Annotated in this window: 16 protein-coding genes; 12 read left to right on the top strand and 4 right to left on the bottom strand. The window is 47.2% G+C overall.

The features are described 5' to 3' along the window. Positions 1-175: 175 nt before the first annotated feature. The 4 genes from murJ to lspA all read left to right on the top strand — a co-directional run bounded on the left by murJ (position 176) and on the right by lspA (position 6130). Entirely contained in the window at positions 176-1741 is a 1566-nt protein-coding gene (murJ, locus tag THICY_RS05995) for a murein biosynthesis integral membrane protein MurJ (protein WP_041435407.1), read from the top strand. 78 nt (positions 1742-1819) lie between these two features. Continuing rightward, positions 1820-2785, top strand: coding sequence for a bifunctional riboflavin kinase/FAD synthetase (gene ribF / locus THICY_RS05990; protein ID WP_013835720.1), 966 nt, complete (start codon positions 1820-1822; stop codon positions 2783-2785). Next, a complete protein-coding gene (ileS, locus tag THICY_RS05985) occupies positions 2785-5613 on the top strand; it encodes an isoleucine--tRNA ligase (RefSeq protein WP_013835719.1) in 2829 nt (942 codons plus the stop codon). Before ribF ends, ileS begins: the two co-directional genes overlap by 1 nt. Next, positions 5606-6130 carry a signal peptidase II gene (lspA, locus tag THICY_RS05980; RefSeq protein ID WP_013835718.1) on the top strand — a complete coding sequence of 175 codons (525 nt, stop codon included), beginning with the start codon at positions 5606-5608 and terminating at the stop codon, positions 6128-6130. Before ileS ends, lspA begins: the two co-directional genes overlap by 8 nt. Positions 6131-6146: 16 nt before the next feature. On the opposite strand, the gene THICY_RS05975 is transcribed toward lspA, so the two are convergent. Genes THICY_RS05975 through THICY_RS05965 form a run of 3 tightly spaced genes read right to left on the bottom strand, consistent with a single transcriptional unit; the run spans position 6147 to position 11576 of the window. Beyond that, complete coding sequence (locus THICY_RS05975; RefSeq protein ID WP_013835717.1) at positions 6147-9221, bottom strand: efflux RND transporter permease subunit; 3075 nt, start codon at positions 9219-9221, stop codon at positions 6147-6149. Positions 9222-9235: 14 nt separating this feature from the next. Continuing rightward, positions 9236-10330 carry an efflux RND transporter periplasmic adaptor subunit gene (locus THICY_RS05970; RefSeq protein WP_013835716.1) on the bottom strand — a complete coding sequence of 365 codons (1095 nt, stop codon included), beginning with the start codon at positions 10328-10330 and terminating at the stop codon, positions 9236-9238. Between the two features lie 22 nt (positions 10331-10352). Further along, entirely contained in the window at positions 10353-11576 is a 1224-nt protein-coding gene (locus THICY_RS05965) for a lytic murein transglycosylase (RefSeq protein WP_013835715.1), read from the bottom strand. Positions 11577-11686: 110 nt separating this feature from the next. Between THICY_RS05965 and rlmKL the strand changes: the two genes are divergently transcribed. The 7 genes from rlmKL to THICY_RS05930 all read left to right on the top strand — a co-directional run bounded on the left by rlmKL (position 11687) and on the right by THICY_RS05930 (position 22063). Further along, entirely contained in the window at positions 11687-14002 is a 2316-nt protein-coding gene (gene rlmKL, locus THICY_RS05960) for a bifunctional 23S rRNA (guanine(2069)-N(7))-methyltransferase RlmK/23S rRNA (guanine(2445)-N(2))-methyltransferase RlmL (RefSeq protein ID WP_013835714.1), read from the top strand. A 151-nt stretch (positions 14003-14153) separates the two neighbouring features. Further along, positions 14154-15536 carry an oxygen-independent coproporphyrinogen III oxidase gene (gene hemN / locus THICY_RS05955; RefSeq protein WP_013835713.1) on the top strand — a complete coding sequence of 461 codons (1383 nt, stop codon included), beginning with the start codon at positions 14154-14156 and terminating at the stop codon, positions 15534-15536. A gap of 78 nt (positions 15537-15614) precedes the next feature. Beyond that, positions 15615-17135, top strand: coding sequence for a type II secretion system protein GspD (locus THICY_RS05950; RefSeq protein ID WP_013835712.1), 1521 nt, complete (start codon positions 15615-15617; stop codon positions 17133-17135). Between the two features lie 4 nt (positions 17136-17139). Beyond that, positions 17140-18669 (top strand): GspE/PulE family protein, encoded by a 1530-nt coding sequence (locus tag THICY_RS05945; protein ID WP_013835711.1) that lies wholly within the window; start codon positions 17140-17142, stop codon positions 18667-18669. Further along, positions 18659-19897 carry a type II secretion system F family protein gene (locus THICY_RS05940; RefSeq protein WP_245534944.1) on the top strand — a complete coding sequence of 413 codons (1239 nt, stop codon included), beginning with the start codon at positions 18659-18661 and terminating at the stop codon, positions 19895-19897. Before THICY_RS05945 ends, THICY_RS05940 begins: the two co-directional genes overlap by 11 nt. After that, on the top strand, positions 19884-21254 hold the full coding sequence (locus THICY_RS05935) for a hypothetical protein (protein ID WP_013835709.1): 1371 nt from the start codon (positions 19884-19886) through the stop codon (positions 21252-21254). The genes THICY_RS05940 and THICY_RS05935 overlap by 14 nt, the downstream gene beginning before the upstream one ends. Next, on the top strand, positions 21251-22063 hold the full coding sequence (locus tag THICY_RS05930; protein WP_013835708.1) for a hypothetical protein: 813 nt from the start codon (positions 21251-21253) through the stop codon (positions 22061-22063). Before THICY_RS05935 ends, THICY_RS05930 begins: the two co-directional genes overlap by 4 nt. 9 nt (positions 22064-22072) lie before the next feature. On the opposite strand, the gene THICY_RS05925 is transcribed toward THICY_RS05930, so the two are convergent. Then, positions 22073-22714, bottom strand: a complete 642-nt coding sequence (locus tag THICY_RS05925) for a type II secretion system protein (RefSeq protein ID WP_013835707.1) — start codon at positions 22712-22714, stop codon at positions 22073-22075. Between the two features lie 351 nt (positions 22715-23065). On the opposite strand from THICY_RS05925, the gene THICY_RS05920 reads away from it, so the two are divergent. Further along, positions 23066-23692 carry a 5-formyltetrahydrofolate cyclo-ligase gene (locus tag THICY_RS05920; protein WP_013835706.1) on the top strand — a complete coding sequence of 209 codons (627 nt, stop codon included), beginning with the start codon at positions 23066-23068 and terminating at the stop codon, positions 23690-23692. Positions 23693-23694 lie beyond the last annotated feature (2 nt).

Raw genomic sequence — 23694 nt, 5'->3', positions numbered from 1 at the left:
CTTGTTTTGGTATGATTGGAAATTATCAATTAAAGCCTAAGTAAATAATAGCAACTTTTCGTAAAATAGTAGTTTAAAGTCTTGTATTTTTCATCATTGCAAAGACTTCAAATAAGGGTTAACGCTTCACACGGTTTAAAGGACTTAGATTGCAGGACATAACAGTTTGGCTAACATGATTAAGGCAACCCTCAATGTGGGTAGCATGACCTTTATTTCACGCATTTTAGGTTTTGTGCGTGATATGGTGATTGCTCGTTTTTTTGGCGCATCTGCAGGGGCCGATGCCTTCTTTGTCGCCTTTAAAATCCCCAACTTTTTTCGTCGTTTGTTTGCCGAAGGCGCTTTTTCACAAGCCTTTGTACCGGTGTTGGCAGATACCAAGGAGAATCGTGGTCATGAGGCTGTTCGCCATTTAGTGGCAGCGATTGGGTTGCGACTTGGCTTTATTCTATTGATCTTAACTTTATTTGGTGTGTTCGGTGCATCCTTATGGATGACTGTTTTTGCGCCCGGTTTTCGCAGCGATCCTGAAAAGTTTGCATTAGCTACGGCGATGTTGCAGTTGACATTTCCCTATTTGCTGTTGATTTCGCTGGTGGCCTTGTCGTCGGCCTTGATGAATACTTATAACAAATTTGCGGTACCCGCATTTACCCCCGTTTGGTTAAATCTGGTATTGATTGGTTGTGCCATTTGGTTGGCACCACAACTCGAAGAGCCCATTATGGCCTTGGCTTGGGGTGTGTTATTGGCAGGTCTGGTGCAGTTGTTATTTCATTTGCCGTTTTTGTGGCATATGAACTTGCTACCTAAACCTACTCTGGCCACTGATCCCGGTGTTGGTGAGGTTAAACGCTTGATGCTGCCTGCTTTATTTGGGGTTTCAGTGGCGCAAATTAATTTATTGGTTGATACCATTTTGGCGTCTTTTTTGGTGACTGGTAGTGTGTCTTGGTTGTATTACTCAGACCGTTTAATGGAGTTTCCGTTGGGTGTGTTTGGGGTAGCCTTGGCAACCGTAGTGTTACCAGGCTTGTCAAAAAAAGCTGCTCGTGCTGACTGGGATGGCTTTAGGCGGGATTTAGATTTTGCCTTAAAACTGGTCGTACTCATTGCGATTCCTGCAACGCTTGGGCTATTTTTATTGGCACAGCCCTTGTTAGTCACCTTGTTTTTTTATGGTGAATTTACCGCTTTTGATGTGTTGATGTCGAGTCATAGCTTGATGGCCTACTCACTGGGTCTGTTAGGTTTTATTTTGGTGAAGGTGTTGGCACCGGCTTTTTATGCGCGCAAGGATATGAAAACGCCGGTCAAAATTGCGGTGGTCGCCTTGGTGAGTAACATTATTTTAAATTTGCTGTTGATCGGCCCGCTTGCGCATGTGGGGTTAGCTTTGGCGACCTCTATTTCGGCGATGCTTAATGCCGGGCTCCTCTATTATTTTTTGCTCAAGCAGGGGGTGTTTTGTCTTCAAACTCCTTGGCGCTGGTTTTTACTACAAGTGACCTTGGGCTTGCTGGTGATGGTTTTAGTGATTTTGCTGATTAACCCCGAACACCAGGCCTGGTTAGACTTTAGCGCCTGGCAGCGTGTTAGCTGGTTGTTAGGCATTATTTTGCTGGCGATCTTGGCTTATTTGGCTGCGATGGTTGCCGTAGGCTTTCGGCCAAAGGCTTTTTTACGCCAACTAAAAAACCGAGAAGAAAGTTCTCTGAATGCTGATGAATTGGGATGAACTTAACAAGGGTTACAGTCTGCGCCTAATCCGTTATAATCGCGGTTTATTTTTGTTCAGAGAAACCAAGCCGTTGCAATGCGTTTAATTCGTGGCCTTCATAACATTAACCAATTTACTGCCGATTTTGCCAAGGGCAGTGTTATTACTATTGGTAATTTTGATGGGGTACACTTGGGACATCAGCGTGTCTTAGCTCAGGTAAAGCAACAGGCGGAAGCTCTAGGTTTGCCAAGTGTAGCGATGGTTTTTGAACCCTTTCCTATCGAGTACTTTCGCCCTGAGCAGGCACCGGTTCGGTTGATGAATTTGCGTGAAAAAGCACATGCTTTGGCCGGCGTTGGTATTGATTATTTGCTTTGTGTTAGCTTTAATCGGTCCTTTGCTGTTTTAACAGCAATTGATTTTGTGGATCAGGTATTGCACAAACAATTACATGCTAAGCATTTGGTGATCGGAGACGATTTTAAATTTGGTTACCAGCGGCAGGGCGATTTTGCATTTTTGCGTCAAAGAGGAGTGCAAATGGGGTTCAGTGTCAGCGCGATGCCAACCTTTAATCTTGACGGCGCACGCGTCAGTAGTACACGAGTACGCCAGGTGCTAGCGAAGCCGGATTTATCTGAAGTCGCGCGATTAATGGGTCAGGGATTTCGGTTTGAAGGCCGGGTAATTCATGGTCAAAAACTCGGACGTACATTGGGTTTTCCGACTTTAAATTTGAACCCCAAACGTTTGCAAATGCCGGTAAATGGGGTTTTTGCGGTTAGCGTTGCAGGCCTAGCAGACCAGCCTTGGCCTGGTGTCGCAAATATTGGGCTGCGTCCGACTGTTCAGGGTCAAAGACCATCGATTGAAGTCCATCTTTTCGATTGGAAAAAAATGGTTTATGGTGCCCACGTTGAAGTGCGCCTTGAGGCGTTTATTCGTCCAGAAATGACATTCAGTGGGTTGCCGGCGCTCCAAGCACAAATTGTACAGGATGCCGAGCAGGCCAGAGCTTTATTAACTCATTCATATCATTCAAATTTTGAGAAGCCATAATGACCGATTACAAGCACACTCTTAATCTCCCCGAAACCAATTTTCCGATGCGTGGCGGATTGCCCCAGCGTGAGCCAAAACAAGTGCAGGCCTGGTTAGATGACGATTTGTATCAAACCGTGCGTCAAACGATGGCAGGACGTCCGAAATTTGTGCTGCATGACGGCCCACCCTATGCCAATGGCGATATTCATATTGGTCACGCTGTTAATAAGGTTCTTAAGGACATGATTGTCAAATCCAAAGGTTTAAGTGGCTTTGATGCACCATTTGTGCCGGGTTGGGATTGTCATGGTTTGCCGATTGAATTAAATGTTGAGAAAAAACACGGCAAGGTGGGCGTCAAATTGAATGAGCGTGAATTCCGCCAGGCCTGCCGTGACTATGCGCAAAGCCAAGTTGAAGGCCAGATGAAAGACTTTCAGCGTTTGGGAATTATGGCGGATTGGAACAACCCCTACCTAACCAAGGCGTTTGATTTTGAGGCGAATGAAGTACGCGCACTGGCTAAGATCATTGAAAAAGGTCATTTAGTGAAGGGCACCAAGCCGGTTTATTGGTCAATCGGTGGGCGTTCGGCGCTGGCGGAAGCGGAAGTCGAATACGAAGAAAAACGTTCAAACGCGATTGATGTGCGGTTCAGGGTTGTGGACGAAGCAGCGTTTTTTGAGCGTTGTCACCATATTGAAGATCACACGGGGGAAGGCCCATTGTCGGTGGTGATTTGGACCACGACACCTTGGACCTTGCCAGCTAACCAGGCGGTCGCGATTAATCCTGAACTGGAGTATGCGCTGGTACATGTGGAAACTGAGCAGGGCAAAGAGCGTTTATTTATGGCCGAAGCACTGGTTAAAGACGTGATGGCGAAGTGTGATATTGAGCATTATCGTGTGGTGGCCTATGGCCGTGGTGATCAATTTGATTTAATCCGCTTACAGCATCCCTTCTATGAGCGCATTGTGCCGATTATTTTGGGTGAGCATGTCACCACCGACGCCGGTACCGGCTGTGTGCATACCGCGCCGGGGCATGGTCAGGACGACTTTATTGTCGGCTTAAAATATGATTTAGAGGTGGATTGTCCGGTGGATGGTTCCGGTACCTTTGTTGAAGGCACGCCTTTATTTGCGGGCATTAACGTGCTGAAAGCGGATGAGCCAGTGCTTGAGGTGTTGCGTGAGCGCGGTGCGTTATTGCATCACCAAGCGATTCGTCATAGCTATCCACACTGTTGGCGCACCAAAACGCCGTTGATTTTCCGTGCCACCCCACAATGGTTTATTAGCATGGATCAACAAGGCTTGCGTGCCAGCGCGATGAACGCGATCAAAACGGTCGAGTGGGTACCGGATTGGGGACAAAACCGGATTGAAGCGATGATTGAAGGTCGCCCGGATTGGTGTATTTCACGTCAGCGTTTATGGGGAGTTCCAATTTGTATTTTTGTGCATAAGGTGACGGGTGAAATGCACCCGCGTACCGTTGAATTAATGGAACAGATTGCGCAACGTATCGAGCAGAACTCGATTGATGCCTGGTATGACTTGGACGCAGTTGAGTTATTGGGTGATGAAGCCGATGACTATGAAAAAGTACAAGATATTCTCGATGTTTGGTTCGATTCCGGCGTGACCCATTTTGCGGTTTGTCAGCAGCGTGACGAATTGCAAGCACCGGCGGATTTGTATTTAGAAGGGTCGGATCAGCATCGCGGTTGGTTCCAGTCGTCCTTGTTAACCGGCATGGCAATGAATAATGCCGCGCCTTATAAACAAGTGCTGACGCATGGGTTTACAGTCGATAAAGACGGCAAAAAAATGTCGAAATCGAAAGGCAATGTGGTCGCGCCGCAAAAAATCGCTGACACCCTTGGCGCAGATATTTTACGCCTGTGGATTTCAGCCGCCGATTACCGTTATGAAATGACCGTGTCGGACGAAATTATCAGCCGCACCGCCGATGCCTATCGCCGTATTCGTAATACCGCCCGTTTCTTACTTGCGAATCTGAACGGCTTTAATCCGGCCACTGATTTGGTGGCCTATGCCGATTTATTGCCACTCGATAAATGGGCGGTCGGCCATGCCCACCAGTTGCAGCAGCAGATTGTCGCGTCTTATGAGCAGTATCATTTCCATCAAATTTATCAGGCGGTGTCGCATTTCTGCTCAATTGAACTGGGGGCGTTTTATTTAGACGTCATTAAAGACCGTCAATACACCTGTAAAACCGATGGCTTGGCGCGTCGTTCTGCCCAAACCGCTTTGTATCATATTATTGAAGCCATGACGCGTTGGATTGCGCCGATTTTGAGTTTTACTGCCGAAGAAATTTGGCAATATATTCCGGGTGAGCGTGAGAAAACCGTGTTTGTCGCCACCTGGTATGAAGGGCTGACCGCGTTGGATGAAACCGCTGAGATGAATTCCGCCTATTGGGCGCAGATGATTGAAGTGCGTTCGGCAGTGTCCAAGCGTCTGGAAGAGTTGCGTAATGCCGGTGAAATTAAAGCCAGCCTGACCGCGCAAGTTAAACTCTATGCGGATGGCGAGCTGTATAACGCCTTGGCCAAGTTACAGGACGAATTGCGCTTTGTATTGATTACCTCTTACGCGCAGGTATTGCCATTAGCTGAGAAGTCCGCTACGGCGGTGGAGTCTGAACTGGCCGGTTTGTGGCTAGATGCCCAAGCGGTGCAGGCTGAAAAATGCCCGCGCTGTTGGCATCACCGTGAAGATATTGGTGTTGATGCGGATCATCCTGAGCTGTGCCAACGCTGTGTCGATAACGTCGTAGGTGACGGCGAAGTCCGCCACTATGCTTAAGCTAGATCGGTCGTTATGGCGACAAACTGGTTTGCGCTATCTGTGGTTAGCCGGCCTGGTGCTGGTGCTTGATCAATTGACCAAGTTTTTAGCGGTTAGTTATTTGACTTTTGGTCAGCCCTTGGCGGTGATGCCGCACTTTAATTTAACGCTGGTCTATAACTACGGTGCGGCCTTTAGTTTTTTAGCTGATATGGGTGGTTGGCAGCGTTGGTTTTTTGTTATTTTGGCCGTGGGGATAAGTCTTGGTTTAGTGTTTTGGTTAAGCAAACTCAAAGCTAAACCGACCTTTGAAGTGATCGGTTTGCAGTTAATTTTAGCCGGTGCGATCGGCAATTTAATTGACCGCTTGCTGTTTGGCAAGGTCACCGATTTTCTCGACTTTTATTATGGCAATTGGCACTATGCCACCTTCAATATCGCTGACGTGGGCATAACCCTTGGTGCGGCAATGTTGATTATCTATGAGTTTTTTCTTCGCCCCAAGGATGAAAAAACAGCAACCACTGGAAAGTAAGTGGTACCAGGCCTGATTACGCTGGCTTAACTTTAAACCAGGCACTGTATAAAGCCGGTAAAAATAATAGCGTGAGCAGTGTTCCCATGGTGATACCACCAATTAATACATAGGCTAAAGGACCCCAAAAGGTCGAGGTGGTCAGCGGAATAAACGCCAGTACCGCGGCCAGTGCGGTTAATATAACGGGTCTAGCTCGGCGCACCGTCGCATCAACAACCGCATCATAGTCATTAAGCCCGTGGCGTTTATTATCATCAATTTGTCCAACCAGTATTAAGGTGTTACGCATCAGAATACCGGCTAGACCGATTAATCCCAGGGTTGCGACAAAGCCAAAGGGTTGCGAGAAGAGTAACAAAGCCGCTACCGCACCAATTAAACCTAAGGGTGCGGTTAATAGCACCATCAACGTGCCGCTAAACGAGCGCATCATTAACATAATCAAGGTAATCATTAAAATCACCATTACCGGCATCAGGGCACGAATCGAGCCTTGCGCCTTAGCGGACTCCTCAATAGTGCCGCCAATTTCAATACGATAGCCTTGCGGTAGGGTTTTGTTCAACTCTTCTAAAGCGGGCCAAATCTCAAAAGTGACATCAGGTGGCTGTGCGCCCTGAACAATTTCGCTGTTAACCGACAAATACGGAGTACGGTTGCGGCGTTTTAATACCGGGTCTTCATAGCTTTTCACCAATACCGCTAGTTGCGCAAGAGGTAAGCTGTGACCATTTGGGGTTGTGACTAACAAGCTAGTCAGTTGCTCCAGGTTGATGGACTCTCGGTTATCTGCTCGCGCCACCAGCGCGACGCTGCGGGTATCGATACGCAGTTCGGTTAGGCTTTGCCCTTGCAGTGCAAATTGCAGTTGTTGATGAAGCGTTTGCCGCGTAAAGCCAAGTTGCGCAAGACGTTGTAGGTCGAACTCCAAGTGCACCACAGGCGCACGTTGCCCATAATCCAAATGCGGTTCTAGGGTTTGCGGATGGGCGGCTACCTGATCTCTCACCTGGTTGGCAATATCCCGCAAGATTAACGGGTCTTCACCCATTACGCGGAAGGTAATCGGCCAGGCTACAGGCGGGCCATAAAGCAAGGGATGCACGCGAACTCTGGCATCTGAAAATGCGCCGTCATTAATCAGAGTTTGCAAGCGTTTTTGCAATTGATCGCGCTCGTGGCGATCACCGGTAATGGCGATAATTTTGGCAAAAGCCGGATTGGGCAATTCTGGGTTAAGGGCCATAAAAAATCGCGGTGCACCGGCGCCAATATAACTGGCTAAGGATTGCACTTCAGGCTGTTCGTTTAAGATCGCTCCCATCCGCTGAGTTACCGCTTCGGTGGTCGCAAAAGCGGAACCTTCGGGAAGGTAAATATCAATCATCAGCTCTGGGCGATCGGAGCTAGGGAAGAATTGTTTTTCTACCTTCTTGGCCATGCCTATAACCGAGAGGATAAATAACAGCAGGGTAAGGATTAAAATGCTTTTGCGATAATTAACACAGCCTTGAATAATACGCCGCAGCAGCTTATAGCCACGGGTTTGATAGGCCTGATCGCCATGATCGGCCACAGGATGATGAGTAGGCGCAGCCGGGTGGTTTTTTAATAGCTTGACGCCCAGATAGGGGGTGAAGGTGACCGCCACAATCCATGAAGCGATTAACGAAATCGCCAATACCCAGAAAATATTGCCGGCATATTCGCCGACGTTCGATGCGGCAAAGCCAATCGGCACAAAGCCAGCAGCGGTAATTAGCGTGCCCACAAGCATCGGCATCGCGGTGACCGACCAGGCATAGGAGGCGGCTTTAACCTTATCAAGACCTTCCTCGATTTTAACCAGCATCATTTCAATCGCAATAATCGCATCATCAACCAGTAACCCTAGCGCTAAAATAAGCGCGCCTAAGGTAATCCGATCGAGATTTTTGCCTGTGAGCATCATAATAAAAAAGGTCATCGCCAGCGTGAGGGGCACGGCCAGCGCGACCACCAGACCTGCTCGCAATCCTAAGGCCAAAAAACTAACGATCATAACGACGCCCAGCGCCATTAAGAACTTTAACTGAAACTCGTCAACCGCCATCCGAATCGCATTGGCTTGATTAGTGATTTGTTCGAAGGTAATGTCACCGGCGAGTTGCGCTTGTAACTCGGCTTCAACGCCCTGTAAATTCTTGCCGAGGGTGAGGCCGTTAAAGCCAGGCTGCATCACCACGCCGAGCATTAAGGCTTCTTGACCTTGATCGCGAATAAGGTAGCTGGGTGGGTCTTGGAAGGCGCGTGTGATGGTGGCAATTTCACCCAGCGCAATGACCTGGTTTTCAAGCTGAATGGGTAGTAAGCGTAATTGGTCAAGGTTGCCCATGTCTTGATTGAGGCGCAAATAGGTGCGGCCAGCAGCGGTTTCAATGAAACCTGCCGGGAGGAGTTGGTTTTGAGCGGCAATAGCATCAAATACCCTTTGTGGCGCCAGTTGGAGTTGTGCTAAGCGATCCAAATCTAAATCAACTTGCACCTGTTGCGGGCGCTCACCGAGTAGGTTAACCTTTTGCACGCCGGGCACGCGTAATAACTGATCACGAAGCTGTTCAGCCGGTTGAACCAGTTCGTATTGCGGGCGATTGTTCGAGGTGAGCGCATAAAGACTGAAATAGACATCGGCAAAATCATCATTGACTACGGGGCCGATAACACCGCGAGGCAGTCGTGGCGCCTCATCAAGCATACGCTTGCGCACTTCGTAAAAAACATTTTGCACTTCGGATGCCGGTGTTTCATCTAAAAATTGCACTTGCATCACCACCAGGCCTGGTCGCGCCGTGGTTTCCACGCGATCGAAAAAAGGCACCTCCTGGATCCGCTTTTCCAGGCGATCTGCAACTTGTTGTTGCATTTCTAGTGCGGAGGCGCCAGGCCATTGGGCGGATACGGTCATGACCTTAATAGTAAAGCTTGGGTCTTCAGCACGTCCCAAACTAACAAATGCGTACAAGCCCGCGAGCGACACAAGAATAATGAAATAGAGCGTCAGGGCACGCTCACGGACGGCCCATGCTGACAGATTAAAGCGTTCAAACATACTTGAAATTCCTTTTAATCATTGAGGATGCGAACCGCTTGATTGGGTTGCAAACGGTGCACGCCGTGACGCACGATAAGGGCATCAATTACCAGGCTTGGTTCAATCAGTGCCGCACCGTTATGGAGTCGAACCAGGTTAACAGGGGTTAACTGCGCTCGGTCATTGTCAATTGTCCAGACATGGGGGCCTTGACCGAGATCAATCAGCGCGCTAGCCGGTATTTTTTGTAATGCGACCGCCAGGGGTTTTTGAAATTGCACTGGATAGCGTTCTCCCAGAGGCAGGCCTGCTAACTCGGCAGCCAGGTGCGCCTGATCTGGCGCGAGTTGGTAGCGCACCTGAAATAACCCTGTGTTTTGATCGGCGAGGGGCTCTTGTTCATAAAGAGCTAGCCCAAAGCTCTGCGAGGGCGTGACAAGGGTGGCTTGTTGCGGTAGGTTGGCCATTCGGCTCGCTGGCAATTGTGTTGAGATGATAAGGTCGTCGGTTGGAATGACTTCAAGAATAATCTGGCCCGCTTGAACCTGTTGACCGGGTTCTACTAGGACTTGATTGATTCGACCCGTCACCGGTGCCAAGAGTTGGGTATAGTCGACTTGGCGATTAGCCAATGCGCGTTCTTGGGCTAAACGGGTCAGCTGGGCATCTAAACTTTTAATTCGAGTGGTGATTTGGTCTAGGTCTTGTTGCGAGATCAGTTCGCGTTGGAGCAGGCTGTTTAAGCGGTCGCGGTCAATTTTGGCTAATTGTAAATCCGCTTCTAGCTGGCTAATGCTGGCATCCAATGCGTTACGTTTAAGCTGAAAGTCTTGGTCGTCTAGGCGAATTAATAACTGGCCTGTTGTGACGTGATCGCCGCGTTTTACCAGTCGCTCTGTGACCCGACCAGTAACCTCCATGCTTAATGGAATCTGCTGAGCGGGTAATAATTGCCCTAATGCTTGCCACTGTTCGCTATCAACCCTTGCCACGCTGCTGGTTGAGACCGCTAGGCTAGTTACTGATTCCGTGCTGGTGTTTTCAGCGCTGGCTGGTTGCTCGTTTGAGCAGCCAAAAAGAGTGAAACTAACGACTAATAGACTGGATGCTAGAGTTTTGGTTTGCATGGTGGCCTCTTAAAAATTGCGGTTAACGGCTGGTAGGTATTTGTTGTAACACCTTAAGCATTCTTGGGCTAGGAAAGCCATCTGCAGGCATACCCTGTTTGACTTGAAATTCGCGCAGGCCTTGCCGGGTGCGTTGACCGGCAATGCCATCGGCTCGACCGACATCAAAGCCTAAACGATTGAGGTGATTTTGCAGTGCAATGACCTCGTCTCGAGTCATAGCGGCATCATCCGCAGGCGCTTTGGCTACCAGGCCTGGTTGTTGGCGAATTTGATCGGCAATTAAGCCGACAGCCAGGGCGTAATTATTGGAGTTATTCCAGCGTTTAATGACATTGAAATTGTGAAACACTAAAAAAGCGGGACCTCGATAGTCGCTGGGTAGTAGTAAGGCAGCCGCTGTGTCTGGATTGGTTTGTTGATTTAAACGCTCGCCCTGTGCCGTGGTAATACCCATTGCAGCCCAATCGTCGATGCTACGTTGCGTCCGGCCATCCGCCAGTGCGTAGTTGAATCCTTTCGGTAAGCGTACTTCATAGCCCCAATCTTGGCCAGCACGCCAGCCCAAACGATTTAAAAAATGCCCGGCAGAATGAAACACATCGTCTAGGCTGTTAAATAAATCTTTGCGACCACTGCCATCGCCATCAACCGTGTAATGAATATAGTTTGACGGCATAAATTGCGTGTGCCCAAGTGCGCCAGCCCAGGAGCCTTTCATTTGCTCAAGGTTTAGATGACCTTCTTCTAAAATACGCAGAGCATACAGGAGTTGTTCAGTAAAAAATGCACTGCGACGTGGGTCATAGGCCAGGGTGGCAAGGGCTTCAATGGTAGGGGTATTACCCGTAAAACTGCCAAAATTAGTTTCCATCGCCCAAAAAGATAATAGGTAGGCATCATCAACACCATAGCGTTCACTGACCTGGGTTAGTAGTGGTGCGTGTTGCTGGCGTAATAACCGTCCACGTTCAATACGCAGCGGCGTTACCGTCATGTCGATATATTGCCAAAAGGTTCGGGTAAATTCGGGTTGACGGCGGTCGAGCTCTAGCACACGTTCATTCAGTTTTACATTCGCAAAGGCCAGGTTGAAAGTGGGTTCACTAATGCCCGCTTGGATGGCTTGAGGTTTAAAGTTTTGCACCCAACGTTGAAAGTTCTCATTTGACTCAGCCAAGGCATATCCGGGCAAAACACAGCACAAGCTCATTAAATACCGCTGAAGTAACCGAAGTTTAATCATGTTCATTCCTATCTATGTCGCACTAACTATTTTGCTTATTCTAACGAAAGCGCGCGCTAAAAAGGGTAAAATTGTAATAAGTTGAATTCCCATATTATTAAGAAGGTTAAATGAAGTTTTTTGCTACAGCGCCAAACGGTCTGTCCGAGCTATTAAAAGAAGAGTTGCAAGCACTAGGGGCACAAGCGGTGAAAGCGCAACCGCGTGGCGTGAGTTTTGAAGGCGGCTTGGTTGATGGCTATCGCGCCTGTTTATGGTCACGGTTGGCGAATCATGTGTATTTGGTTTTGTTAGAATCCGAGCTGGATACCCAAGAAGACTTGTATGCGAATGTGCGCTCGCTCGATTGGGCACGTCACATGACCGAAGAGCATAGTTTTGCGATTTCGTTTACCGGTAAAGGGATGGGCATTGAGCATACCCATTTTGGCGCGTTGAAAATCAAAGATGCGATTGTTGATTATTTCCGTGATACTACTGGTACTCGCCCAGCGGTCGATCGTGACTATCCCGATATTCAGTTGCATGGTCATTTAAATCGTAATCAATTTATCCTGAGTTTGGATTTGTCGGGGCATAGCCTGCATCAACGGGGATATCGTGAAGGTCAGCAGGTGAAAGCGCCGCTTAAAGAAAACGTGGCGGCGGCGATTTTAATTCGCGCCGGTTGGCCGCAGCTGGCTGAGCAGGGCGCACCGTTATTTGATCCGATGTGTGGCTCGGGCACCTTTCTGATTGAGGCGGCGATGATGGCATCGGACACCGCACCAGGCCTGGCAAAGTCCCATGATATGGGCTTTTTATCTTGGTTAGGCCATCAAAGTAATGTTTGGGATGAGCTGGTTAAGGATGCGCAGGCGCGCGAGTTAGCGGGTTTAGCGAAGATGCCTCCGATTTACGGCTCGGATGCGCATGGTGGCGCGGTCAAAATTGCGCGTCAAGCAATTCAACAAGCCGGTTATGCCGATGTGATTAAAGTGTGCGTCGCTAAACTGGGTGAAAATTGGTTTGATAATGAAGAGCGACCGTCGCGAAACCTTCAAGTTCAAGGCGGACGCAGCGCAGACACCGGAGTGTACAAGGAAGTACATGAGGATGGCGAGCAGCGCCCAACGCAGGAATTGCAGGTCGTAGCAGGTCGAAAAGGCCTGGTAGTGACCAATCCACCTTATGGCGAACGCTTGGGTGAAGAAGATGAAGTCAAAGCCTTGTATGTTCAAATAGGCGAAACCTTAAAACGTCATTTTGTCGGTTGGCAGGCGGCGGTACTCACCTGTAACAAAGAACTTGGCTTGTATCTTGGCTTAAAGGCCAAACGTGATCATGCGTTTTTTAATGGTGCGATGGAATGTAAGTTGTTCCGCTTTGAGGTTGAAGAAGAATTTTTCCGTCAACCGGCGTTAAAAGCGGGGGCGGATTTAGCGGCGGAAGTAGAAAGCTCGATGGCGGATTTGGCGCAGACCGAGGGTGCGCAGATGTTTGCCAATCGCTTGCGCAAAAACCTAAAAACGCTGCGCAAGTGGGCTGATCGTAATAAGGTATTGGCCTATCGAGTCTATGATGCGGATATGCCGGAATATGCCTTAGCGATTGATTATTATCATACCCTTGAAGCGGGCGAGTGGTTGGTGGTGAATGAATATGCACCGCCGAAAACGGTGAATGCGGCCAAAGCGAAACGACGTCTGTATGAAGCGATGGCGGTACTGCCCGAGGTATTTGGCATTGCGGCTGAGCGGGTGGTGTATAAAATGCGTCAGAAGCAAAAAGGCGCCAGCCAATATGAGAAGCTCGAGGAGCGTAAAGATTACTTTACCATCATCGAAAACAACACCAAGGTGCGGGTGAACTTTACCGATTATTTGGATACTGGCTTGTTTTTAGATCACCGTGGTGTGCGCGCGTTGGTCGCGAAGCTATCTAGGGGCAAAGACCTGTTGAACCTATTCTGCTACACCGCCACCGCTACGGCACAGGCCGCGGTGGCGGGGGCGAATAACTCGCTGAGTGTGGATATGTCAAAAACCTATCTCTATTGGGCTAAGCATAATTTTATGACCAATAATATCGATTTACGTCGTCATGAGCTGTTGCAAGAAGATGTGGTGGCTTGGTTAAAAAATCCACCCAAAATGGACCCGTTTGATGTGATTTTTTTAGATCCACCGTCGTTTTCAACCTCGAAACGGATGGAAGGCGTACTGGATATTCAGCGTGATCATGTTGAACTGATTGAACAGGCGGGGGCGTTACTCGCGCCTGGTGGCACTTTGGTGTTTTCCAATAATATGCAGAAGTTTAAACTAGATAAGGATGCGTTATCCGCTTGGCAGATCGAGGATATTACCCGTAAAACCCTGCCAGAAGACTTTAAACGCAGCCCCAAAATTCACCAGGCCTGGTTGTTGGAAAAACGTCAGGGGTAGATATGTTTGTAAGCTTAGTATTAGTAACAGGTATTACCATAATGTTATTGGGTTTGCTTGTTTGGCAGTTGACTTAAGCAAGGATTGTCAAAGTTATGAACAAGTCTCGCAAAAGCCAAAATAATGACATAAGACTACGAGGGAGATGAGCTTGGAACAAGGAATTCAATTTGATGCGGACTTAATTAAACGTTATAACCAAACTGGGCCGCGTTATACCTCTTATCCGACGGCAGTGCAGTTTGACGAGTTATTCGGTATTGCCGATTATGAAGCCGCCGCTGCGCGCTCTAATGTGTCCGGTCGCGGCTTGTCGTTGTATTTTCATATTCCGTTCTGCGACACCATTTGTTTTTATTGCGCCTGCAATAAAGAATGGACTCGTGACCGCAAAAAAACCACGCCTTATTTAGAACGTCTGTTTAAAGAAATCGAACTGCAAGCGAAGTTGTTTGATCCGAATCGTAAAGTAGAGCAGTTGCATTGGGGCGGCGGTACACCGACCTTTATTAATCACGATGAAATGCGTCAATTGATGGCGAAAACGCGCGAATGTTTCAATTTATATGATGACGACAGCGGCGAATATTCGATTGAAATCGATCCGCGTGAAGCGACTGCTGAAACGGTGAAGTTGTTGCGTGAACTCGGTTTTAACCGCATGAGTTTGGGCGTGCAGGATTTTGACCCGAAAGTGCAAAAAGCAGTTAATCGTATTCAATCGGAAGCAGAAACTTTTACGGTGCTGAATGCGGCGCGTGCCGAAGGCTTTTTGTCGGTAAACGTCGATTTGATTTACGGTTTGCCGTTCCAAACCCAAGCCAGTTTTTTACAAACCTTGGATAAGTTGCTAGAAGTCGAGCCGGATCGCTTCTCAATTTTTAACTATGCACATATGCCGAGTATGTTCCCAACGCAGAAAAAAATGCGTGAAGAAGATATGCCGTCACCCGATCAAAAACTAGCGATTTTACAGGCCACCACCGAGCGTTTATTGCAAGCCGGTTATGTGTATATCGGCATGGATCACTTTGCCAAGCCGGACGACGAACTGGCGGTAGCGCAACGTAATGAAACTCTCTATCGCAATTTTCAAGGTTATTCAACCCACGCCGATTGCGATTTGGTGGGCATGGGTGCTACTTCGATTGGGCTGGTGGACAATACCTATTCTCAAAACCGTAAGGATTTAGAAAGCTATTACTCAGCGATTGATAGTGGCAAATTGGCGATTTTCCGTGGTGTGCATCTGACCGAAGACGACGAGTTACGTCGTAACGTGATTACGCGTTTAATCAGCCATTTTCATTTGAATTTTGCAACGGTGAATCAGCAATGGGGCATTCGGTTTGATGAATACTTTGCTAAAGAATTAGTCGCGGTGCAACAGTTTGTAGAAGACGGTTTGTTAACGCTGGATGAGAACGACATCTACATTACCGCCAAAGGTCGTTTACTGATTCGTAATATTTGTATGGCGTTTGATGCTTATATCAAACCCGGTACAACCAATCGTTTTTCGAAAGTCATTTAGAAAAACACTGAAAATAATTTTAAAGTCTCCGTATAATTGCGTATAATTATTACGTAAATATACGGAGTTTTGTTGTTGATGAGATCTTTATCTTCGCGATATGTCATGACATTGACCCTGGCCGTTTTTAATATGGTCTTGCTTGTCGGTTGTAATACAACACCTAATTACAGTTTTGATGCCGATTATGAACTACCTATTCAAGTACCGGATTATTCATCTGGCTCAATTACGACATCACCAGACTCTGAATCCGAACAATTCTCAGACTCCTCAGTAAAAGCAGAGTTACAAGAATCATTAAAACCAGCTAGGTATAGCTTGCACCTTATTGAAACTCCCGTGTCTGACGTGTTACAGCAATTGGCCTGGATGGCTGATAAGGAATTGGAGCTTTGGCCTAATCAAGCGCCAACCATTACGATTAGAGCAGATGATGTCACGCTTAATGAACTATTGCACCGAGTAGGCGTGGCCAGTGGTTTACAGGTTTTATTACAACAACGTCGAATTGTTGCGCGTCCTGATCAGTTGTATTGGCAAGCTTATCCCGTTGACCTACTCAATCTAGAACGTTCAAAGTTGGATGATTTGGTGACTAATCTCAATATTGGACAAATCAGCACTATTGCCGCCACACAAAACTCCAGTCAATCGAGGATGCAAGTGGTAAGTGAATCGAATATCTGGGGAAGTTTGACCGCGAATATCGCCCAAATTCTTGTTAGTGAACCCTTATCAACCGAACTTTTGCCTGCTCAACGTGTCATGACACAACCCGAGGCAGGTCTGGTGATGGTACTAGCAAGCTATCATCAACAGCAGCAGGTCGCGCATTGGTTATCGGAACTTCAAACGAGGACGCGTCGACAAGTCCTAATTGAAGCGGTCATTGCTGAGGTAACGTTGTCAGAAGCCTATCAAACCGGAATTGATTGGAATTTAGATGGGTTTATTAATCGCAGTGGTTTAACGCAAATGGGGCATGATCGTACATTTAGTGCTCGTCTAGGCAGTGTGGGTTTGGATGTTATGTTAGGCCTGCGCTGGTTAGAAAATTTTGGTCAAGTTAGCGTTTTGTCCAGTCCTCGTGTTAAGGCGCTCAATAATCAGCCAGCCATGTTAAAAGTTGTTGATAATTTTGTGTATTTTACGATAGGCGTCGTTCGTATCACAAATCAAAATGTGACCGAAGTAACCTACGGATCTAATTTAAATTCGGTACCGGTGGGGTTGATTTTAAATGTTCAGCCGATGATCACAGAGCAGCAAGAGGTGTTATTAAACGTTCGGCCAAGCGTGACGCGTATCATTGGTCAGGTATTAGACCCCAACCCAGATTTAGCGGCAGTAGGCGTTCAAAATTTTGTTCCGCTTATCCAAGAGCGTGAAATGGAAACCTTGTTGCGCTTAGAAAATCAAGAAACGGTCATTATTGGCGGCTTGATTCAGCAGCGTCAAGATGAAAATCAAGCGGGCTTGTATGGTCTTGCCCGTCATCAAAGTCCCCTAGCGCGATTATTTGGTTTTAGGCAAGCCACGCAAAGTAAGACTGAGATGGTTGTCTTATTGCGAGCTACGGTTATTGGGGAGGATTAATATCGTGGGTGTTAGTGAACGAATGGAGCGGGAGTATCTATTAGATCAGCGCGTTCTTAATGAGGCGCAACTGGTTTTAGCTGAGCAAGCCCAGCAGCTTCAGGGTGGCAGTTTGCTCGAGAATACCGTTAAGCTAGGTTTTTTAACGCGTGAGGCAGCCAATAACTATTATGGTAAGCAACTGGGTTTAAGCTATTTATCCTTAACCAGCTTAGTTGCTGATCCAGACGCTTTGGCGTTATTTGAGCCGAGTTTGCTTCGTAAATGGCAAGCGGCACCTATTCGCATGCAACAGCAAACCCTTACCCTGGGTGTTGTGAATCCGGAAGACCTATGGGTACAGGATCAAATCGAGCACTATTGTGCCTCAAACTTGCCGTCCTTTCAGATCAGTTGGGTGTTAATTAATGCAGATGAGTTACCAGATTTTCTTGCTCGATCTTATCAGTATGAACGCAAAATATCGGCATTGATGACAGAGGCATTGGAATTAAGTCCTCAGCAAGCAAGTTTAAATGATCAGGATGATTTTCGGCATCCAATTGTGCGCTTGGTTGATAGTGTTTTCATTGAAGCAATCAAGCTCGGGGCTTCTGACCTGCACTTTGAACCTGAGCAAGCCTTTGTCCAACTGCGATATCGTATTGATGGATTATTGGCGCTTCAACATTACATTCCTCGAGCCTTGTGGTTGGCGATATTGGCACGTATTAAAATTTTGAGTGGCTTGGATGTAACAGAGCAAAGACGTCCTCAAGATGGTCGATTTGCGATGATGTTGATGGGGAAGCCGGTTGATTTTCGGGTCAGTAGCTTGCCGGGTGCACAGGGCGAAAATTTGGTGCTGAGGGTGCTGGATCAGCAAAAAAGTGTCTTGGATCTTGCGGCGTTAGGACTTGATGATCTTCGTGAAAAATCGTTAAGGCGTTGGTTAGCTCAGCCAGCGGGAGTTATCCTGGTCGTTGGACCAACGGGTTCGGGAAAAACTACCAGTTTATATGCGATGTTATCAAGTCTTAATCAGCCCGGAGTCAATATTATGACCCTGGAAGATCCTATCGAATATCGGTTAGTCGGGTTACGTCAAACCCAGGTTAATACGGAGTTTGGGGTTAGCTTTCAAAGTGGTTTACGCGCTATTCTTCGGCAGGACCCTGATATTATCTTAGTCGGTGAAATTCGTGATGCAGAGACCGCACGTCTGGCGTTTCAGGCGGCTATGACGGGACACTTGGTGTTATCAACACTCCATTGTGATCGAGCCACTCAAGCACAACATCGTTTAGTCGATTTGGGCGTCAGTGATACGGTGATTAATGAGTGCTTGCTTGGCGTTATGGCGCAACGCTTGGTACGCCGACTCGTTCCTGAAACGGGAAGCTATAAGGGGCGCCAAGCGATAATTGAAATGCTATCGCGCTGGCCAGCCGATGTCGAGTTGGGTGACTTTTTTGACCATGGTCGAGAGCTTGTCGCAAACGCCATTACTGATAAGGCTGAGTTGCAGCGCGTATTAGGTGGTGATGATGCCTAGGTTTCGCTATACCATCACGACAGTAGAAGGTCAGCTTAAAACTGATGAGCTGGAAATGCCTACGGAGATGGATGCGCGTCAATACTTTGAGCAGCAAGGTAGTGTTGTAATACGTATTCGCATGATTACAAAGGATCAAGCAATATCATTTCGGTTACTATCGTTGTTTGGGCTATCAGTTAAGTCGAGTTTGCCGTCGGGTTTAAGGTTTGATTGTGTGCGTTTAACGGAAGATTGGGTGGCATTACTGGTATCAGGTTTAACGGTGGTGGATTCGATTCAGACTCTAATCGAATGGCAGCAGGAGCATTCTTCGCTGGTAAGTCAAAAGTTGACTCGGGCTCTTCAGCAGGTTTTAGAAGAAATTAATGCTGGCAAACCACTTGACCAGGCCTGGTTGTCAGCGGGGTTGCATTTGAATCCCTCATGGGTGCTGAGTATTAAACTTGGCATGCAAACAGCGCAATTGGCCCATGTATTAGGCCATTGGTTAATGTTACAGTCTTGGCGGCGGTCTTTTCGTGGTCGACTAAAAAAGCTACTGACCTATCCCCTGATTGCCTTTAGCATTTTGTTGTTGGTTCTCGGGTTTATGTTGGTTTGGGTGCTACCTGACTTGATGGCATTTTTGGTGGACATGAATGCGCCAGTGAATCAAGCCACGCGTTCCATGCTGGCGATCTCGCACCTGCTGGTTCATCACCCAATTGTGCTATTTATCAGTGTGTTGAGTTTGATAGGGTTATTGATATTGGGGATTAGGCTAGTGGGTCTACAGCGCATCCCTTATTTGGGAACAGTGAGTCTAGCCCTTGACCGAGCCTACTTAATGCGCGAGCTCAATTGGCTGTTATCAGCTGGTGCAACCTTGCATGACGCGGTAGGACAGATGCTTGAAAATGCGTCATCAGTAAAACGAAAAAAGCAGTTGCAAGACCTGCATGATCAATTAGCGCAGGGGGTTCCTATGCCACAGGCGGTTGTAAGTAATTTGTCGCTACCTCCATTTAGTCAGAAACTTTTAAAACTGGCTGAAAAAACCGGGCAGTTAGCGCCCGTAACTCAACAACTTGCCGATTATTTTGAGGCCCAGGCGAAACAACAATTAGATCGCATAGAGCCCTGGGTAGAGCCGATGACTACCTTGCTGCTTGGTGCGCTCGTGGTATGGATGATTCTGGCTATTTTGGGTCCTATTTATGAGATGATGGCTGATGCGGTTTTTTAAGACTAAATCTGCTTTGGAACTGCTTTGGTTTGATGGCCATGAGCTTGCTGTCGACCCTGTTCCTAGGCGCGTCGTTGGCAATTCTGTGCTGGTATTAATAACTAATGATGAGACCTGTAAGTGGCAACAACAGCCTTCACTGGTTTTTTGGCAGCACTGGATTTGGCGTCGCGCATTATTTCGTCGAGCGCGTGATCAGCGGTCTGTTCAACAATCTAATCGCTATTACGCCATGCCTGTTATGCGCCGATGGCAAGGGCAGCGGGTTTATTTACAGCAACAGTGGGAACCGCATCGCAAAAATCTATCACCTAACCATGCCATCTCGACAAGATTGCAATCACAGCTAGACTCATCTCAGGGGCTATATAGTTTTAATCAATGGTGGCTGGCTTGGTGCTCAAAGAGTCAACTTGGGTCGATCCTCAATAAGCAATCGGTTGCTGCACTCCAAGTGATACATTTGCAAGTGTCACCGACGCTCTGGGTTCAAGTTGCTCATTACCATCAGCAGGCCTGCTGGTGGCGTCCCATTAATGTTCGTGAAGAGGTTCATTGGTCTTATGAATATCAACGCTTTGTTGACTTTTTATCCCTGCAACCCTTACTCAAGGCAATCAGCCCAAGCTGTTTAGTTTGGGTTGATAAGACTAGCTATGTTGTTATACCAAACATAGGAGAGGTTGACCCAGGTTTGTCAGTGGAGGTAACCCTTCCAGAAAGGTCTATGTGGCAGTCGCATGAATGCGATTTTGACTCACACACGGTATTGCAATCTTTGGCAAGTCATCAACCTGCGTATGCGGTACAACCTTGGTATCAACAGTATGGGTTGCAAAAGCGTCAGGCAAAGTTGATGCAATTTAATGCATGGTTATTAAGTTTGGTGTTTTTGCTGACAGCAACATTACCCCTTTGGAAATGGACATCGATTCCAAATCAGGTTGGTAATGTTGTATTAGATGAGCCGCTGCTAAACCGCCAGCAACAACAAGCACTGGAAAAACAGCTTGAGGATTTTAACCGTCATTACACTGCGCATAAAAATCACTATGTTAATGACTATGCTGAGCAAGTATGGCAGCGGTTAAGCGGTAGCGGCATGGTGATTAAGCAGTTGGAATGGCGCTGGCAAACGACGGGGTATTGGCAGTGGAGTCTTCAAGCAGAACTGCGTTTATCCGATCGGCACGCATTACCGTCCATTTTAGAAAACCTAGAAGCTGATTTGGCAAGTTATGGGAAAATCGAGCATTGGCAAGCCGATATCTCAGGTTTTGAGCCCGTTGCGGGGCGAATTATGAATCCTCAGCAGCAGCAGATTCATGTCAATTGGCAGTGGCAGTTATGGCCATGAAAGCGAGCATAAAACCTCTAGTGGTCAGCCTAGGTCTAACAACGGTTTTAGCCTTTATTTGTGGTCTGCATCTGGTTAACTATCAACAACTAAAATCCCATTCAAAAATAGCAACTAAGCAAGCGAATGCCTTGCAAACTCAATCTACTTACCAACATTGGCTCAACCAAATTGATGATCTAGCAAAGCCTGTGCGTCATACGCTTCAATTGGAATTCAGCATAGATGATTGGTTACATGAATTGGAAGATTGGCAGACACGCTATCAGCAGGCCTGGCCTGATGTGGTATTTGAGCAGACTGAGCCCGCATTTGCTTGGCAACAGTTTCAGTTAAAAAAGCAGGTGCGGATTTCAACCTATAATGACTACCAGGCTTGGCAAGCATGGCAAAGTCAGCAATTAAAATCTACTGTATTGCCCGGTGGGTGTCGCTGGCAAGCCCATCTTAATAACACACGTAATGAACATTTTATCGGTTCAATCGATTGTGAGTGGCTGGTTAACCAATGGCAGGGAATTCCGGGGTTAAGTCAAGTCATTAAAACCGACATACCGCCAACACTTGCGTCGAGCAAGCCTGCCGAAGTTATTAGTGTGGCGGAGCAGGCACAAGTTATCTTTATGGGTGTTCTGACACAAGGGCAAGACCGTTATGTCAGTATTGATGGTGCTTGGATGCCTCTGCCAACGCTTTGGTGTCAGTGGATTATTGCTCAGTACGATGGGCAGGCATTGATATTAACGAGTACAACAGATCCAGGTTTTGCCCAGCGCATTAGACTAGGACAAAGCCTGCCGAACTGTTGAGTTATCGGTTTAGATGTCAAAACAAACCGTACGATGATCATTGTCGGGTGAAAAGTCAGCTGTGCTACTGGATAACAAAGTGGTGTTATGAACAAGGCGAGCGCGTCCAGTGGTCAGGCTTTCATTACCATCAATTAAACGAATAAGGTGGTTAATATGACTATCGTCCGTTATTTCGCCATAGCAGAGTGCCCAGTTGAAATGATTTGATCCGTTGCTAGCTAAATCAGCGGAACCCAGAGTCCCTCTTGGACTGCCAGAGAGGGTACCGTTTTTAACCAAATAGATAGGCCCCCCTAAACTGTGTTGAGATTTTGGGTTTATGAAGCCCGTGTCACTGAGTTCGTTGAGGAGGCGTTCGCTATCCGTTTGCCAAGATCTTCCACTAGTCTCTGCACCGATTAAGATGCTGCCAAAGCGTTGCTCATAGCTGGCTAATGCCATCGAGTAATTATTCACATCCGTTGCAGCGGTGCTGATTTTGGCATTGGTTATGAGCTCAGTTCCTTTCATGATGCCAGTGATTAATAATCCAATAATCACTAATACAATGGCTATTTCGATGAGTGAAAAGCCCTTTTGTCTGAGCAGAACTTGGTGTTTAGCTTGATGAGCGTGTGTGCGTTTGTAATGTAGGTTTAAGTTTTTCATGAGTGATCTCCAGATGTTAAGCATTATTGCTTATTCTTTATCATAAATAAAAATAAGTAAAAATACTAATTAATCTGTAATAAATTTTATTATTGCCTAGGGATTAATAGACTCAATCGATTATGCTGATGTTTGTTCGTGTTTTAATGGAAAGGTATGGTAATATTGGAATTGTGGAATGGGGTGCGAGACCCTCGAGCCGATAAGTACTACTTTGGGGCCAGAAACTATTTGTGGTGAGCACCTCGCTTATGTCCGAGGAGCCTAAACTTATAGAGAAGGCCGCCACCTTGAACCTCCGGGTTCAGGGACCGCAGCCCCATTTCACTTCTATTACTGCTATGGTTAATCATGAATCTAACCTCTTCGCAACATCGTCAGTCAATTCGTCAGTTACGTCAGCAATTATCGCCCGATGACCAACGACAGCACTTCCTGCAGGCATTTCAGCATTTTAAAATCTATTGGCCTTGGTTATCGCCACGCGCAAACTCTGACAAAAAAGCCATTTTTTTGGGGTTTATAGCAAACGATGGTGAGCTGGCAACAACGGAGCTTCTTAATTGGGTCGCAGCACAACCAAATTGGCAATTAGCTTTACCCGTAATGGGTGAAGAGCCAGGTGAGATGCATTGTGTATTATGGGATGGGCATTCCAGCTTGCAACCTAATCAGTGGGGTATCCTAGAGCCTTGTTTAAATGAGGTGCAAGTTCGTGTTGCGATTGAAGAAGTTAGCTGTGTGTTGATGCCTCTAGTGGCATTTGATCAGCACGGAAATCGCCTAGGGATGGGGGGCGGTTTTTATGATCGTCTATTGGCAGGCCTGGTCAATTTACCAATAGAACAGCGCCCTTGGTTGCTCGGCTGGGCGCACAGTTTACAGCAGGTAGATCCTATTCAACCAGAGCCCTGGGATGTAGCTTTAGATGCCTGTGTTACAGAGGATGGGCTGCACATTTTTACCCCCTCGGCATAAGG

It is taken from the genome of Thiomicrospira cyclica ALM1 (assembly GCF_000214825.1).
GTDB classification, from domain to species: Bacteria; Pseudomonadota; Gammaproteobacteria; order Thiomicrospirales; family Thiomicrospiraceae; genus Thiomicrospira; species Thiomicrospira cyclica.
This window is presented reverse-complemented; position numbering and strand designations above follow the sequence as displayed.